Raw genomic sequence first — 15,149 nt, 5'->3', positions numbered from 1 at the left:
TGCCGGTGGCCTCTAGGATCCCGAGACCAGCGACAGCGCCTGGTTCAAGTGGTGCTCGGCGATGCCCTGCATGAACGCCCGGTCGGGGAAGTCTCCGTCGAGCAGCCGGAGCGGCCCCGCCGTCAGGGACAGGTGCTGGGTGAGCCGGTAGAGGGCGAGCCGGTCCTCGTCGAGGTCCGGCACCGCCAACCGCCGGTACTGGTCCCCGGTATGACGGAGCCTCAGGAACACGTGCTCCCATTCGACGTCGAAGTACAGCAGCTCCTCGAAGTCGATCACGACCGGGTTCCCGTCCCGGTCCACCAGCACGTGATCCAGCCCCAGCTCGCCGTGGACGACCGAGTACTCGGCACGGGGCGACACCGCCGCGGCGAGTTCACGCAGCCGCTCCTCCAGCCTGCCGCGGGCGTCCGCGATCCTCCGGTCACGGGACGCCGCCTCGGCGAGGCAGCGCAGCGCGAACGCAAGCGCCGCCTCCTCACACGACGCCGCCCGGGACCTTCCCCCATTGTCGATCTGGGCCACCTTGCCGAACGACGGCGCTCGATGGCGTCGCATCACCGCCAGGGCATCGGCGAGACGAGCCATCGTCGGCTCCGCGGCGATCGGGTCACGGCGGAACAGGTCCATCAGGTCCTCGCCGGGGAAGTCCTCCACGACCGCCAGGTCGGCCGGATGGTGGCTGCGGTCGCGGTCGACCCAGTGGACCTCGGGGACCCGCAGGCCGAGGGAGGTCAGGCGCGCGTGGCCGGCCTCGAACAAGTCGAGCCCGACCCCGGGCGAGAACGGATCGGTGAGATCGCCGTCGCCCTCGGCCACCGGCCAGTAGTTCTCCGACTGCTCCCACAGGTAGGCGACCGCCGTCGTGGCGTCGTCCATCGTGAGGCGGTACACGCCCTTCGTGGTGCCGCCGGTGAGCCGCTCCACCGTCGCCAGCGTCCGACCGCCACCCAGCGCGGCCCGAGCCGCCCCCGCCAACCGGTCTCGCGTCACTTCCCGAGGCACCACGTCCACACCCCACCTTTTCAGCTCGGCACCTGCCGAACCCTACGGCAGCCACCGCTGAAGCCTGCATCCCTTTTCGCGGAGCCTCGATTCCCCGGCCGGCCTTGAAAAGCACGTCCGCCGAGGAGGCGCTCAACCCTTGACGCCTCGACGGTCGATGCCGGCCTAGACCTGGGCGGAGGGCCTCCCGGCGGCATAAGGGGCGAGTATGTCGGTCACCGTTCGATTGCGCGGTACGGCGACCTTCAGGTTCTCGGCGAGGTCGACAACTCCCCCGCTGAGCCAGGGCAGTTCGAGGCGGTTGCCCTTTTCCAGGTCGTTGTGCATGGAGGATGTCATGGTCGCCGGAAGGTTGTCGCAGAACGCCATCTGAGCGTCGACGAACGTGTCGTCCAGTTTCACGCCGGACGCGCGCGCCACCTCAGCGGTCTCCGCCATCACCTCCTCCAGAAGGACGCGGGTGCGGTCGTTCGAGCGGACGACGCCTATGGGCTGCCGCACGGCGGTGGTCGTGGCCGACAAGCCCACGAGGAAGATGAACTTCTCCCAGATCACCTTCTCGACGTCGGTGCTCAACTCCGTCTCGATCCCGGCGTCCTTGAATGCTTCGTACGCGGCCTCGCTCATGGCCGACTGCCGGTTCGAGTACGGCCCCACCACGATCTTCTGCAGTGCGTTGTTGTGGACGACGACACCGGGCTCCTCGATGAAGGCCGAGATGAAGCACGTTCCGCCCAGTACGCGCTCCTCACCGAGGTGGCTGCGGAGAATGATGTCCTTGTGCACCCCGTTCTGCAGCGACAGGACGTAGGGGTTGCGCAGGTCGGCGGCCTGCAGTTGGGCCGCCACGTCTTCGGTGTCCCAGAGTTTGACCGCGACGAGGACCAGGTCGGTGGGCCCCAGGTCGGAGATGCTGCCGACAGCTGACGCCGGAGGCGTCCTGAACTCGCCGAGGGGGCTGCGCACCAGGAGCCCGGAGCGGCGTACGGCCTCCAGGTGACGGCCCCGGGCGACAAAGGTGACGTCGTTGCCGGCGGCGGCCAGCCGCGCGCCGAAGTATCCGCCGACGCCCCCTGCCCCGATCACTGCGATGCGCATGCTGGTGTCCTTCCGGTGGTGAGAGGTCCTGGAGGCCCGGCAGACGTCCGGCGCGCCGCGGCCGGGCACGGTCTGGCCGGCCCACGCGTCGGCGAGCACAGCGGGCTCCTTAATAACCGTTTATGAGGTTACTATCGTCGCATGGGAGTCTCCACGCAAGGGCAACCCCGACGGCGGGTGACGGAGCAGCAGCGGGAGCTGCGCTTCGACGCGGGAACGCTCTGCCTCGACCTCGTGGCCACGGTGGGCCGCCGCCCGCACGTGCCCGTCGAACGGATGGGAGACGCAGCACGGCTGAAAGCGTGGTGCGCGGGCACGGGAGTCGCGCTCGCACCGGGTTACGACGCTGCCGCCGTGCTCGCGTCGCTGCACGAGCTGCGCACGGCGGCGTTCGACATCGCGTCATCGGCCGTGGACGGACATGTGCCCGACCGGCGGGCCGTCGCCCTCGTCAATCGCCTGGCCCGCACCCACCCTCCGGTCCCGCGGCTGGAGTTGACCGCCGACGGCCCACCCAGCAGCCCGGACCATGGGCTGCTGACCGTGCGGGAGTTGTTGTCCGTCGTCGCCCGGGACCTGATCAGCCTCATGTCCGACGACGGGCGGCGCTCGCGGCTGCGCGCGTGCGCGTCCGACGCCTGCCGGATGCTCTACCTGGACGGCGCCCGGGGCCGGACCCGCAAATGGTGCTCCATGCGGCGCTGCGGAAACCAGGCCAAGGCCGCGAACCACCGCGGGAAGGCCGCCCCGCCCCAGGACGCCACCCCCACGAGGCCGCCCGACACCGACCGGGCCGACCCTGCTGCACATGGCTCGTAGCGGCCGTCATTCCGACGTGAAAGTCTCACCATGGACGCGGTAAGTCATCTGCTTCGCCTGGCGAGAGTCACGGCCGGCCTCGACCGGCGATGCCTCTTGGGCGGCTCCACCAGGATGAACGTGGCCCGCCGCCGTCACCTGCAGGCGCAGTTCCACGTTCTGCTCGAGGGCGAGTGCCTGATGCAGGTCGGCACGACCGTGCTGACGATGAAGTCCGGCGATCTCGTGCTCATTCCCGGTGGAGCGCCGCACCGCGTCATCACCCCGGGAGACGGCACTCCGCGGACCACGACGGAGAGGGCCGGGGACTCGTTCATCACCACGAACAGCGAGGGCGGTGGCCCAGCGGTCGTCGACCTGTTCTGCGGGCACTACACCTTCGACCCGGGAGCCGGGGCCGTCCTGTTCCGCAGCCTGCCGGATCCGGTGCACGTGTCCTTCGGGGACGCTCCGGAGACCGACAAAGTCCTGCGTATGCTCAGTACCTTGATGCGGGACGAGGCCCAGCGTGACGACGCCGGCACCTCCGCGATCCTGTCGGCGCTCTCGACCGTCCTGCTCGCTATGGTCCTGCGCACCTCCCGGAGGTCGGCCACCGCGGAGGCGCTGTGGACCGCCGCCTCCGACCCCCGGATCGCCAAGGCGATCGAAAGCGTCCTGGACGATCCGGGTGCCGACTGGTCCATCGAGCGCCTCGCTCGCGCGGCCGCCATGTCCCGCGCGACGTTCCTGCGCCACTTCACGCAGGACACCGGGATGACCGTGGGCGCGTTCGTCGCCAGGGCCCGCGTGATGGCCGCCGCGGAACTGCTCGGTGCGTCGGACGCGACCGTCGCCACGATCGCCGGACAGGTCGGCTACCAGTCGGAGTCCGCCTTCTCCCGCGCGTTCCGGTCCGAGGTCGGGACGACGCCGGCCAGATTCCGCCGCGATCAGCGCCTCCAGACCCGTACGACCGCTTCGACGAGCGACGCGCTCGGCGCCTGAGCGGGCGGCCGGCCTGAGCAGCCCGGCCCGGAGACACGACGGGCCGCGGTGCGCCCAGGCGCGGTGCCGGTACGGTACAGCGCCGCTTCCCGGGCTCAAGGCCGCTTCGACGATCACTGAGCGCCGAACAGGCTGCCGCGGCTACGCTCGCCGTGTGATGGAACGGTGGAAGCGCCACGCGATCTGTCATCCCCTCTGGGGCGCCATGGAGTTGACACTCGCCTGGCACACCGTGCTCCTGCTGTTCGCCCAGGTGCTTCTGCCGCCGATGGCCCCTGCGTGGTTCCCTGGCCTGGGTGCCACCGTGGTCAACGCGGTGTGCTGCGCCGGTACCTGGTTCGTGCTCCGGCGGTGGGGATGGCTGCGCATGTCCGGGGTCGCCGCCCTGGGCCGCGCGCGCCGCTGGTGGCTGGCCGCGCCGATGCTGCTGATCGCCGGCTCGTACGCCGTCGTCGGTCTCGACGGCACCACAACCGTCGTCGTCAGCGGGCTCGTCTCCCTGCTGTGGGTGGGCGTCAACGAGGAGGTCTACAGCCGCGGGCTCGTGCAGCAGGTCCTCATCCCGCTCGGCCCGGTACGCGCGGCGACCGCTGTCGCCGTCCTCTTCGGCGCCGGACATCTCCAGAACCACCTCTTCTTCGGGGCCCCGTTGGACGACACCCTGTGGCAGATGCTGTCCGCCGGGCTGTTCGGTTTCACCTGCGCCGGCCTGCGCTTCGCGATCGGTTCGGTCTGGCCGATGGTCGTGGTGCACGGGCTGGACGACTTCCTCCAGATCCGCTCGCCTGGAGCGGCTCCTGACTGGTGGCAGGTGTGCGTGTACGTCTTCCACGCCGCGTACGGGCTGTGGTTGCTGCGCCGCTACGGCATCGGAGACGCATCGGCCGCGCGAAGTGCCGCTCGTGCGGGCGCCGGTGAGCGCCCGGAAGAGGCCGGGGCACTCGACTGAGGCATGCCGCCGTGCCGCCTCCGTCGGCCGCGCACTGCGGGCGAGCGGGTCGTCCGGGCCCACCCTGCCGTACGGGCGGCCGGTCCCGGGGCGGGCCGAGGACGACACCGCCGCCGACGCGACCACCCCACCGCGTCGAAGCCGTACGCCGCACACCACCGTCCGCGAGGGCACCGGCTTCGGTCGGCTCATCGTCTGCCCGATCGAGGGCCGGCGGCAGTGGAGCCGAGGGGGCGGTTCCGGGACGGGGTGCCGGACCGCGTCGACCGCCCGGGCCAGTCGTGTGAGCCCGCTCTACGGGCGGGCCGAGGCCCGGCCCGGCCGGCCCGTTCACCCGTACAGCGGGGATCCACTCGTGCGGGCGGGCGCGCCGGGTGAGGGTGGCACTGGCCACGTCCGACGAGGCGCGGACCTGTGTGCCGCCGCCAGCGAGGGAGACCGCGATGTCCTGGAACACCGAGGCCAGACAGGCGGAGCCGGCCGTCGCCCGCGCCAACGAGGCCGTCCGCCGGCGATTCCCCTTTGCCGACACCCAGGACCTTCAGGACGCGCGGCGCGGCTTCATGGGCACGGCCGGCGAGCACGTCATCAAGGATGCCGACGGGCGGACGGTCTGGGATCTCGACGCCTACGGATTCCTGGCGCAGGAGTGTCCTGCCTCGGCCAACCCGAGCCTGTGGCGGCAGAGCCGGCTCTGTTCCGAGCACGGGCTGTTCGAGGTCACCGAGGGCATCTACCAGGTGCGCGGGTTCGACCTGTCCAACATGACGATCGTCGAGGGCGAACGCGGCATCCTCGTCATCGACCCGCTGCTGTGCGCCGAGACCGCGGCCGCCGGACTGGCCCTGTACCGCGGCCACCGCGGCGACCGGCCCGTGACCGCCGTCCTGTACACGCACAGCCACGCCGACCACTTCGGAGGCGTGCGAGGGGTCGTCACCGACGCGGACGTGGCAGCCGGAGTTCCCGTGTTCGCACCGCAGGGCTTCCTGGAGCACGCCGTCAGCGAGAACGTCTACGCCGGCACGGCGATGGGCCGTCGTGCCGCCTACATGTACGGCGCCGCACTGCCCAAGGGCGAGCGCGGGCAGGTGGGCGCGGGCCTCGGCCAGACCACGTCGACCGGCGCGGTCACCCTGATCCCGCCCACCGCGCACATCACCCGCACCGGGCAGACGGAGACGGTGGACGGCATCCGCATGGTCTTCCAGCTCACCCCTGGCACCGAGGCCCCGGCGGAACTGAACATCCACTTCCCCGACCACGCCGCGCTGTGCATGGCGGAGAACGCCACCCACAACCTGCACAACCTGCTCACGCTGCGTGGCGCCCAGGTCCGCGACCCGCGTGTGTGGGCCCGTTACCTGACCGAGGCCGTCGACCTGTTCGCCGCGTCCTCGGACCTCGCCTTCGCCTCCCACCACTGGCCCGTGTGGGGCCGCGAGCGCGTCGTGGAGTTCCTCTCGGAGCAGCGGGACCTCTACGCCTACCTCCACGATCAGACCCTGCGCATGCTCAATCAGGGACTGACCGGGCTGGAGATCGCCGAGCGGCTGGAACTGCCGCCGGCGCTGGAGCGTGCCTGGCACACCCACGGCTACTACGGCTCCGTCAGCCACAACACCAAGGCGATCTACCAGCGCTATCTCGGCTGGTTCGACGGCAACCCCGCCCATCTGTGGGAGTACCCGCCCGTCGAGTCCGCGCAGCGGTACGTGGACTTCATGGGCGGTGCCGGGGAAGTGCTGCGCCGGGCCCGGCAGGCGTACGCCGACGGCGACCACCGCTGGGTTGCGCAGGTCGTGGGCCACGTCGTGTTCGCCGAGCCGGACAACGGGGAGGCCCGCGAGCTCCAGGCCGACGCCCTCGAACAGCTCGGCTACGGCAGCGAGAACGGCACCTGGCGGAACTTCTATCTGATGGGTGCCTACGAACTGCGCCACGGCCCGGTCGGTACGCCGACGGTCGCGGCCTCGCCGGACGTGCTGGCGGCCCTGACCCTGGACCAGCTCTTCGACGCGCTCGCCATCCGGGTGGACGGGCCGCGCAGCTGGGACGCGGACATCGCCGTGCGCTGGAACATCACCAAGGGTGACACCGTGACCCTGCGCCTGCGCAACGGCGTCCTCACCCACGTCAGGGGCACCGGACCGGCCGTGGCTGATCCGGACGTCGAGATCACCCTCGCCGAGACCGACCTGCGCGACCTCCTGCTCGGCACCCTCGGCCCCGCCGACCTGGCCGCCAAGGACACCGTCGAGATCACCGGCGACACGGGCCGCCTGACCGAGTTGCTCGGCTTTCTGAGCACACCCGACCCGGACTTCGCCATCGTCACACCGTGAGATCCCGGAAGCCGCGACGATCAGTGCCATCGCGCCCGCCTCGCCCAGCGTGCTGCGGGAGGCCCTCGCCGGCTCCGGCGCGGGCGACGGGCGCCGGGGCACGGGCCACGGGCCACGGGCCACGGGCCGTCCGTACCCGATCCGGGCGGCTCGCGCGAGTCCTCGACGCCCGTAGGATGACCGGGGTGAGGGCACGTATCAGTGAAATCGAGAAGGCGGCCGGTGTGCTGCGCGCCGGCGGCCTGGTGGCCCTGCCGACCGAGACCGTCTACGGGCTGGGCGCCAACGCCGAGGACCCTGTCGCCATCGCGCGCATCTTCGAGGTGAAGGGACGTCCGCCCTCCCACCCGCTGATCGTCCACATCGGCGGTGCGGAGCATCTGGACCACTGGGTCCAGGACGTCCCGGCGACGGCGCGCCTGCTGGCCGAACGCTTCTGGCCGGGACCGCTCACGCTGGTCCTGCGACGTGGTCCGCGCGTGCCGCTCGAAGCGACGGGCGGCCTTGAGACGGTGGCCGTGCGGGTGCCCGACCACCCCGTCGCACTCGGGCTGCTGTCGGCCTTCGGCGGCGGTGTCACGGCCCCTTCCGCCAACCGCTTCGGGTCGGTCAGCCCCACCACCGCGGACCATGTCCGTGCCGAGCTCGGCGATGCCGTGGACCACGTACTGGACGGCGGCCCCTGCGAGGTCGGCGTCGAGTCGACCATCGTCGACGCCACGGGCGACGACCCGTGCATCCTTCGGCCCGGAGGGGTGTCACGCGAGGACCTGGAAGCGGCACTGGGCCGCCCGCTCGCGCTCCCCGTGACCAGCCATGTCCGGGTTCCGGGCCAGCATCCTTCGCACTACGCACCGCGTGCCCGCGTCGTCCTGGTCGACCCGGAGAAGGTCGTCGCCGAGGCCGAGCTCGCGCAGGAGCTGGGGCATCAGGTGGGCGTCCTGCTTCCCGCCTCGTTCGCCGACGCCCCGGTGAGGGCACACGCCGTGGTCCCTCTCCCCGCCTCGCCCGCCGCCTACGCGCGCGGCCTGTACGGGTTCCTGCGCGAACTCGACCGGCAGGGCTGCGACCTCATCGTCGCCTCGGCGCCGGCGGCGGAGGGACTGGGGCTGGCGATCGGCAACCGGCTCCACCGCGCCGCGGGGCCCCGGCCCACCGTGTGAGGCGTCACCGGCGCGGTGCCCTGACCGCTCGCGAGGTTCGACCGTGAGGGCGGGCCCGTGACCGATGCGGCGGGACGCCCACCGGCCGGCAGGCCGGGCACAGCGCGTGCCGCCCCTGGTGGCGGGGGCCGTTCCCGTAGCCGGTCCCCTCTCCGGCGCGCACCTCGACCCGCGCCCGCGCCGGGTCGACGCGGAGGAGGTGCCGGCCGCGCGGTCGGCTCCCTGAGCCATCGGGTGGTGTCCTGCCGGGGTTGACCAGTCCGTGGCCCGACGCGTTCCTCGGCCACGTGTCCGCGAGGTTCCTCCGGGTCCACGTGACCGCCAAGATCTGCCGTATACCGGCCGGCCAGGTCGCGCGGAACAGGCCGGGCGGTCAGGACGCGGCGACGATCACCTCGTCGAGGCCGCGGGACGCCACCAGGCGTGCGCTGCCATCGGCCAGGCGGTAGCACAGGCCCACCACGGCGGCCTCACCGGCGGCGACCTTCTCGGCGAGCACCCGGGAGCGGTCCAGCAGCAGGTCCACGGTGTGCCTTATGTGCTCGGCAAGGACCTCATCGGGCTCGACCCGTCCCGCGGCGCGGGCCGCCAGCACGCTCGGCGTCACCCGCTCGACGACGTCCCGGATGTACCCGGCCGGCGCGATGCCGTCCTCCAGCGCGGCGCACGCCGCTCCCACCGCGCCGCACGAGTCGTGTCCGAGCACCACGACCAGCGGGCTGCCCAGCACGTTGACGCCGTACTCGATGCTGCCCAGCACCTCCGGCCCCATGACGTGGCCCGCGGTGCGCACCACGAACAGATCGCCCAGACCACGGTCGAAGATGATCTCGGCGGCCAGCCGGGAGTCGGAGCACCCGAACAGCACCGCGAAAGGCTGCTGGGAGGGGGCGATCTCCGTGCGGCGGGCGGCGTCCTGGTTGGGGTGTTCGGGGAGGCTGGTGACGAAGCGCTGATTACCGGCCAGCAGCAACTCGAAGGCTTCGCGGGGCGTCGGAGACTGGATTTCGGTCATGGCCGCAGCCTACGAGCCGAAACCGGCCGTCGCACCGTCTGGTCCCGCCGGAGCGGCGCCCCGGATTCACACATCCGCGTGAACAGGCGGCCCCGGCCCAGGATCACCTCAGCCACCTCCCGGGCGGACCGCCGGACCCACGCGCCCGGCCGGCCGCGACCGACGGTTCCGCTCGCGTACCGGCGGCCTGTCGCGCCGCCCGCCCGCGGCGGCCTGCGCCGGGCCCGGGCGGCGCGGCGCGCGGCTCGTCGCGTCGTCTCCGTCACCCACCCGGCGAGCGCGACGCACGGCAGCAGCCGACTCATCGTAGGGACCTGGCGGACAGGCCGTCCTCCTCTTCTCCATCTGCCCGTCACGCGCCTGATCACATAGGAGGATGGCGGCATGGCGTGGATGATGTGGGGCGAGGAGAACTCCTTCGTCGGCCGGTCGAAGGAACTCGGCCTGATCGGTACGGCGATGAGCGGGAGCCGGCTGGTCACGCTCCGCGGTGCGGGCGGAGTGGGGAAGACCCGTCTCGCCCGGCGCGTCGCGTCCGCGTTCCCCGAAGGACCCGGCACCGACCGCGACATCGCCTGGGCGGACCTGTCGCCGCTGTCCAACCCTCAGCTCCTGGCGGCCACCGTCGCGGATGCCCTGAACCTGTCCGACCACACGCCACGCCTGCCGGTGGAAGCGATCTGCGCGTGGGTCGGCGACCGTGGGACCCTGCTGGTCCTCGACTCGTGCGAGCACCTGCTCGCCGAGTGCCGCAGCCTGGTCGACCGGCTCCTGACGGCCTGCCCGAATCTGCGCGTCCTCGCCACCAGCAGGCAGCCGCTGCACGTCCGCGGCGAAGTGGTGGTCGAGATCCGGGCCCTCGCGTCGCTGCAGGAGGCGGTGGCCCTGTTCGCCGATCGTGCCGCCTCGGCCGGCAGCCCCCTCAAGGACGACGGCCAGCGGCGGATGGCCGCGGACCTGTGCGACCAGCTGGAACGGCTGCCACTGGCACTGGAGCTGGCCGCCGCGCAGTTACGGGGCATGTCGCTGGCCGAGCTGTGCGCAGGCGCGCGCTCGGCGGTGGACCTTCCCCCGGCCCGGGGGCACACGACACCGCCGCGTCACGCGGCCATGCGCACCGCCATCGGCTGGAGCCACGAGCTGTGCTCCCCCGTGGAGCGGCTCCTGTGGGCGCGGCTCTCCTTCCTGCCCGCCTCCTTCGACAGCCAGACCGCCTGGCAGGTGGCCGGCGGCGGCCCGCTCACACCGGTCCGGGTCCAGCAGACACTGGCGTCGCTGTGCGACAAGTCCGTCGTCTCCGAGAGGCACGGGACGTACCGGATGCTGGATGCCGTACGCGACTACGGCCGGATGTGGCTGACCGAGCTCGGCACCGAGCAGGAGCTGGCCCACCGTCACGCGGAACACGTCCTGGCCCAGACCCGACAGGCCCACCACGAGTGGTTCGGTCCCGCCCAGCGCGGCTGGTACCGGCGGATCGACTTCCTGCACGCGGACATCCGGCTGGCGGCCGACTACTTCCTGGCCACCGACCCGGCCACCGCGCTGGAGATGATCAGCAACGTCACCTTCTTCTGGGTCTGCTCCGGCTATCTGTACGAGGCCCGGCGATACCTGGAGCAGGCGACCGCGCTGGCACCGGCGACGGCACCCGACAAGACCTGGGGTCAGGGCATGTGGTGCCTGGGACTCGCCCTGACCTTGCAGGGTGAACTCGACGCGGCACAGCTGAGGGCCTCCGACTGCCGACGGGCCGCGGCGGCCGCCCTCGACGCGGAGGGGCAAGGACGAGCCGCCTACCTGGGCGGTCTGCTGTACCTGCTCCAAGGCCGTCCCCTCGCGGCGGCGTCCGTCGTCGACGCCCTGGCATTCGCCCCGGCGGCGTCCCGGCCGGGGCGGCTCACGGCCGCGACGGCCCTGTGCCGCCTCGTCCACGTCTTCGCCCTGACCGGCTGCGGGCAGCTGGAGCAGGCCCGGCACGAGGCACTCGACCTCCGCGATGTCTGCCAGGCCTCGGAAGAGCACTGGACGCGCTCCTACGCCGAACACCAGCTGTCTCTCATCGCCCTGCTGGAGAGGCGCACGCAGGACGCCGTGCACCACGCGCGTGCGGCCCTGGAAGGCAAGCAGCACATCGGGGACGCCTTCGGCATCGCGATGGTCATGGACGTCCTTGCCATCGCGCTGGCCGACACGGGCGAGGAGTCGGCCGCGGCGTACGCGCTGGGGGCGGCGGCGCGCTTCTGGGAGACGGTCGGTCATCCGCAGCGCGGAACACCCGAGATGGCGTCCCTGCGGGACGAGTGCGAGGAACAGCTGGTACGCAGCATGGGCAGCGGACGGTACGTCGACGTCCTCCAGCGGGCGGCGGCGTGCGACAGGCGCGAGCTCGTGGCCTGGGGCGCGGTCGGAGGGCCCCCGCCCGGGGAATGAGCGAGTCCGGCCGCGCGGAGCCACGGCTGCCCCGGTGCGGGCGGGGCGTCACCGGGGCGTGCCCGACTGGTTCTGACGTTCTGACGAAGCGTCAGAAAATGGACTGTGCAGCGAACATGTGCGTCGTCTCGCCCCGCGTCAGCGCGTCACCTGAGGCGTGGCCCTGCTGACGGCGACCGGTTTCTGACAACGTTGCAAAAGCAAGCAGCCACATGACAGCACAGCGTCAAAAGGGGTGTCCACCCCCATGCAACGCTCTCCTGCGGCCACCGCCGCCCGGCGAAACGGGCGAACTCCCCTTCTCCTTCTGCAACGTTGGAAAGCCCGCTCCGCCCGTGGTGCGCGTTCAACGATCCTCGGCGCCGGCCGGACCGATGCCGCCGGGGCCGTCGTCCTCGGTGAAGTCGAGCACGCCGTTCACCACGTCCCGAGCGACCGCGGCCAGCGGACGTCCCCCGCTGAAGGCGCTGGCGCGCAGCCGGGCGAAGGCGTCCTCCAGTCCAAGTCCCAGTTGTGCGGCGGCCATGCCCGTGGCCTGGTAGATCTGCAGACTTCCCGCGCCGAGGCCCAGCGCATCGGCACCGGGCGTGCGGCACCCGTCCGTCCCGTCCGCCCGGGTGGAGGAGGACAAGGCGAGCAGCTGGTCCACCGCCATCGTCGACAGCAGCAGAGCGTCGGTGCCCTCCTCGTCGCTCAGTCCCCCGGGGGTGCACCGGTACAGCGACAACGTGCCCAACCGGACAGCGCCGACCTGCAACGGCAGGACGAACACGGCACACAGGCCGGCCGCGTGGGCGAGCGGCGTGAACACCGGCCAGCGGACGACGTACGAACGCTCCCCGAGATCGGCGGCGGTCACCGGCCCGCGGGTCTCCCAGGCGTCGACGCCGGGTCCTTCACCGGTCGTGACCTGAAGATCCTCCACCGCTTCGGCCAGCTCGCCCGTGCAGTGAAGTGTGCCGCGGCGCCGGCCACGCCCGAGGAGGAGAGCCGCCTCGTCCACACCGCACACCTCCGTGGCGACCCGGCACACCGCGCCGGGACCGGGCTGCTCGGGTGCGGCCTGCTCGGCAAGCAGACGCAGCAGTCTCGCCGCGCGCGGGTTCATCGTTCCGTCAGCCGTCCCTGTCCGCCGCGTGGGCACGGGCCGTACCGCAACCGGACGCGGGAATGCCGCATTGCCCCCTCCCGAGGGTGTACGCCCATGGCCGGCCCATGTGCCGCATGTACTGGTGCAGAGGTCATTGGTCTGCCCTTGAGGCGACTCTGCCAGGCAGGCTGACGCTCCTGCTCGGGCCCGTCGGGGCAGGAAGAGGGTCCGAAGGACCCATGCCGAGGGCCAGGCCTTCCGTGGTGCGACGGCTTGCCCGTGGTGCACGGTGTTCGGCAGGCCGTGAAGCGGGCGTTCTCGGACGGTCGCATGCGGCAGGGCACTCCCGCATGGTCGCAGGCCGGCGCGCGAGGACGGTGCGCTTCTGATTCCGGGCCCGTCGGCCCACTGCCAAGGCCTTCGGGCCCCTGCGTCACGGCTCCGCGGCCCCTGACGATGTCCGCCATGGACAGCTACCGAGACGACCGCCTGGAGCGGGAGCGGTGCATGCTGCTGCTGGGGAGCATGGGCACGGGGCGCGTGGTGTACACCGCCGAGGCCCTGCCCGCGGTGATACCGGTCCGTTTCAGCATGGCGGGGGACGAAAGCCTGCTGCTCACGGCGGATTGGTCCACGGCGCTGCTGAGGGCCGCGGACCGGAACGTGATCGCCTTCGAGACCGGCGAGATCGACCCTGCCGACGGCCGCGGATGGAGTGTCACCGTCGTGGGCCGCTCCGAGGTGCTCACCCCGGCCGAGACGCCCACGCCGGCAGGCGCGGAGAACGCCGCGATGTGGTTCAGGCTGCCGACCGAATTCGTCGTCGGCCGTGTACTGGGGTGGTCACCAGGAGCTGCGCCGTCCGGAGGGCCGGCAGCCCCGCCGCCGATGGCCGGACCCCGACCGCTGTCCCCTCCTGACTGACCTGCGGCCGACGGCGCGTGCCCTGCGGTGCGGTGCCGTGCCGTGCCTCCGTGCGTCCCCGTCGACCAGCGGCGTGCGGTGCGGCCGGGCGACGGCGTGCACGGGCGATCCCCGTGTGCCACCACCCCGAGGGCACTCGCGACGCCGGCGCCAGAAGACGATTCTGTCCGAGGTCCCGGCGCGACGGCCTCTGCGTGGGGCTGAGCGGCGGGCCTACGGCTTGGGCCCTTCGGCCCTTTCGACACCGGGTCCAGCGGTGCCCGCCAGGGGCTGTTGGGCCCATGCCTCGAAGGCACGCGCCTGAGAAGGTAACCGCGAGCGTGACCGCGAGGGGCCGAAGCAACCGCCCACCGTGGGCAGGCGGTAGCGGTCGTACGACGGGGGCGGGTCGGGGCCCCGGTCCCGCCCCCGAAGTGGGGACGTTCGTCGTCCATGGGCGGCGAACGTCGGGGCACCGGGCAGGGCGTTTCCCTCAGCCGTCCGGTGCGGGTGCCCTCGGATTTCCCGGCGGTCTGCGGGAGGCTGCCGGGACCGCCCGAGGGCAATGGCCGGAGCCGTAGAGTCGGCGCTACGGCTCCGCCGGGCCTCGCCCCGGACGTCATGGCCGGCATCCCAGATCACCGACGCGAGCCGGCGTAGCGTCAAGTTCGCGCGCCAGTGGGCTGCGCCCGTCACCACGCGGCCCTCCAGGGGCAGGCTCCACGGCCGGCCTACCGCCTGCTGACGCCTCGGTGGGAGGCCGCCGAGCGGCGTCGGCTGATCGAGTGGGGGCTGCCCCACAAGCCCGTGAAGCCGCTGCGGGTGTGGCTCAACCCCTATCACGGCCCGGCGTTGGACGCGCTTCCCTTCGACCTGGTGTGGGCGACAACGTGGGAGGAAGAAGCCAACGCCTTCATCGCACCAGTCCTGGGATTGCCGGAACTGCCCTTCATCCGCTGGACTTCGCCGCGGCCGCAACCCGGTGACGGCCTGTTCTGGAAGACGCCTGAGATCGTCGCGTGGACGCAAGGCCGCGCGTTCGCCTGGGTCGACGACGAGATCACCGAGGCGGATCGCACCTGGGTGTTGGAGCACCACGACGGTCCCGCCCTGCTGCACCGGGTCGACCCGCGATGTGGCCTTGTCCTCGACGACTTCGCCGCGCTGACGGCATGGGCGACCGGCCTCGACTGACTCCGCCCCGTCGCCCCGTCGCCCCCTCGCCGCAGCGAGAGTTTGGGTGACCGCCACCCGAAGGTCGGCGACGATGACGGTCACCCGCGCGATCCCCCGTGCCTTCCCTCCTGCACGAGTCGCGCCGTTGTCCCCGAAGCTCCCGGAG

General features: G+C 72.1%; 12 protein-coding genes and 1 pseudogene. 8 read left to right on the top strand and 5 right to left on the bottom strand.

The genetic code is table 11. From position 1 onward, the window contains the following. Window positions 1-12: 12 nt before the first annotated feature. Window positions 13-993 carry a phosphotransferase family protein gene (locus ACIRPX_RS21425; protein WP_404196770.1) on the bottom strand — a complete coding sequence of 327 codons (981 nt, stop codon included), beginning with the start codon at window positions 991-993 and terminating at the stop codon, window positions 13-15. 177 nt (window positions 994-1,170) lie between these two features. After that, window positions 1,171-2,103: a ketopantoate reductase family protein gene (locus ACIRPX_RS21420; protein WP_404196767.1), complete on the bottom strand. Its 933-nt coding sequence runs from the start codon at window positions 2,101-2,103 to the stop codon at window positions 1,171-1,173. Between the two features lie 141 nt (window positions 2,104-2,244). On the opposite strand from ACIRPX_RS21420, the gene ACIRPX_RS21415 reads away from it, so the two are divergent. From ACIRPX_RS21415 to ACIRPX_RS21395, 5 genes are all read left to right on the top strand, one after another. Continuing rightward, window positions 2,245-2,922 (top strand): CGNR zinc finger domain-containing protein, encoded by a 678-nt coding sequence (locus tag ACIRPX_RS21415; RefSeq protein ID WP_404196765.1) that lies wholly within the window; start codon window positions 2,245-2,247, stop codon window positions 2,920-2,922. Between the two features lie 30 nt (window positions 2,923-2,952). Further along, window positions 2,953-3,909 carry a cupin domain-containing protein gene (locus ACIRPX_RS21410; RefSeq protein WP_404196762.1) on the top strand — a complete coding sequence of 319 codons (957 nt, stop codon included), beginning with the start codon at window positions 2,953-2,955 and terminating at the stop codon, window positions 3,907-3,909. Between the two features lie 157 nt (window positions 3,910-4,066). Further along, window positions 4,067-4,858 carry a lysostaphin resistance A-like protein gene (locus ACIRPX_RS21405; RefSeq protein ID WP_404196865.1) on the top strand — a complete coding sequence of 264 codons (792 nt, stop codon included), beginning with the start codon at window positions 4,067-4,069 and terminating at the stop codon, window positions 4,856-4,858. A gap of 443 nt (window positions 4,859-5,301) precedes the next feature. Further along, window positions 5,302-7,203: an alkyl/aryl-sulfatase gene (locus ACIRPX_RS21400; RefSeq protein ID WP_404196759.1), complete on the top strand. Its 1,902-nt coding sequence runs from the start codon at window positions 5,302-5,304 to the stop codon at window positions 7,201-7,203. A 176-nt stretch (window positions 7,204-7,379) separates the two neighbouring features. Then, window positions 7,380-8,366: an L-threonylcarbamoyladenylate synthase gene (locus tag ACIRPX_RS21395; RefSeq protein WP_404196756.1), complete on the top strand. Its 987-nt coding sequence runs from the start codon at window positions 7,380-7,382 to the stop codon at window positions 8,364-8,366. 373 nt (window positions 8,367-8,739) lie between these two features. Here ACIRPX_RS21395 and ACIRPX_RS21390 read toward each other — a convergent pair whose 3' ends face one another. Next, window positions 8,740-9,381: a carbonic anhydrase gene (locus ACIRPX_RS21390; protein WP_404196753.1), complete on the bottom strand. Its 642-nt coding sequence runs from the start codon at window positions 9,379-9,381 to the stop codon at window positions 8,740-8,742. Between the two features lie 384 nt (window positions 9,382-9,765). On the opposite strand from ACIRPX_RS21390, the gene ACIRPX_RS21385 reads away from it, so the two are divergent. After that, on the top strand, window positions 9,766-11,814 hold the full coding sequence (locus tag ACIRPX_RS21385) for an ATP-binding protein (RefSeq protein ID WP_404196750.1): 2,049 nt from the start codon (window positions 9,766-9,768) through the stop codon (window positions 11,812-11,814). 346 nt (window positions 11,815-12,160) lie between these two features. Here ACIRPX_RS21385 and ACIRPX_RS21380 read toward each other — a convergent pair whose 3' ends face one another. After that, window positions 12,161-12,922, bottom strand: coding sequence for a GAF and ANTAR domain-containing protein (locus ACIRPX_RS21380; protein ID WP_404196748.1), 762 nt, complete (start codon window positions 12,920-12,922; stop codon window positions 12,161-12,163). A 447-nt stretch (window positions 12,923-13,369) separates the two neighbouring features. Between ACIRPX_RS21380 and ACIRPX_RS21375 the strand changes: the two genes are divergently transcribed. Further along, window positions 13,370-13,828 (top strand): pyridoxamine 5'-phosphate oxidase family protein, encoded by a 459-nt coding sequence (locus ACIRPX_RS21375; RefSeq protein WP_404196745.1) that lies wholly within the window; start codon window positions 13,370-13,372, stop codon window positions 13,826-13,828. Between the two features lie 624 nt (window positions 13,829-14,452). Here ACIRPX_RS21375 and ACIRPX_RS21370 read toward each other — a convergent pair. Beyond that, window positions 14,453-14,539 (bottom strand): annotated as a pseudogene (locus ACIRPX_RS21370) (IS5/IS1182 family transposase); the annotation flags it as partial. Between the two features lie 6 nt (window positions 14,540-14,545). On the opposite strand from ACIRPX_RS21370, the gene ACIRPX_RS21365 reads away from it, so the two are divergent. Beyond that, window positions 14,546-15,001, top strand: a complete 456-nt coding sequence (locus ACIRPX_RS21365) for a hypothetical protein (RefSeq protein ID WP_404196863.1) — start codon at window positions 14,546-14,548, stop codon at window positions 14,999-15,001. Window positions 15,002-15,149: the final 148 nt, after the last annotated feature.

The sequence above is a fragment of the Streptomyces sp. NPDC101225 genome (genome assembly GCF_044767585.1).
GTDB lineage: Bacteria > Actinomycetota > Actinomycetes > Streptomycetales > Streptomycetaceae > Streptomyces.
The sequence above is the reverse complement of the archived record's forward strand: the minus strand, read 5'-3'. Positions and strand labels throughout refer to the sequence as shown.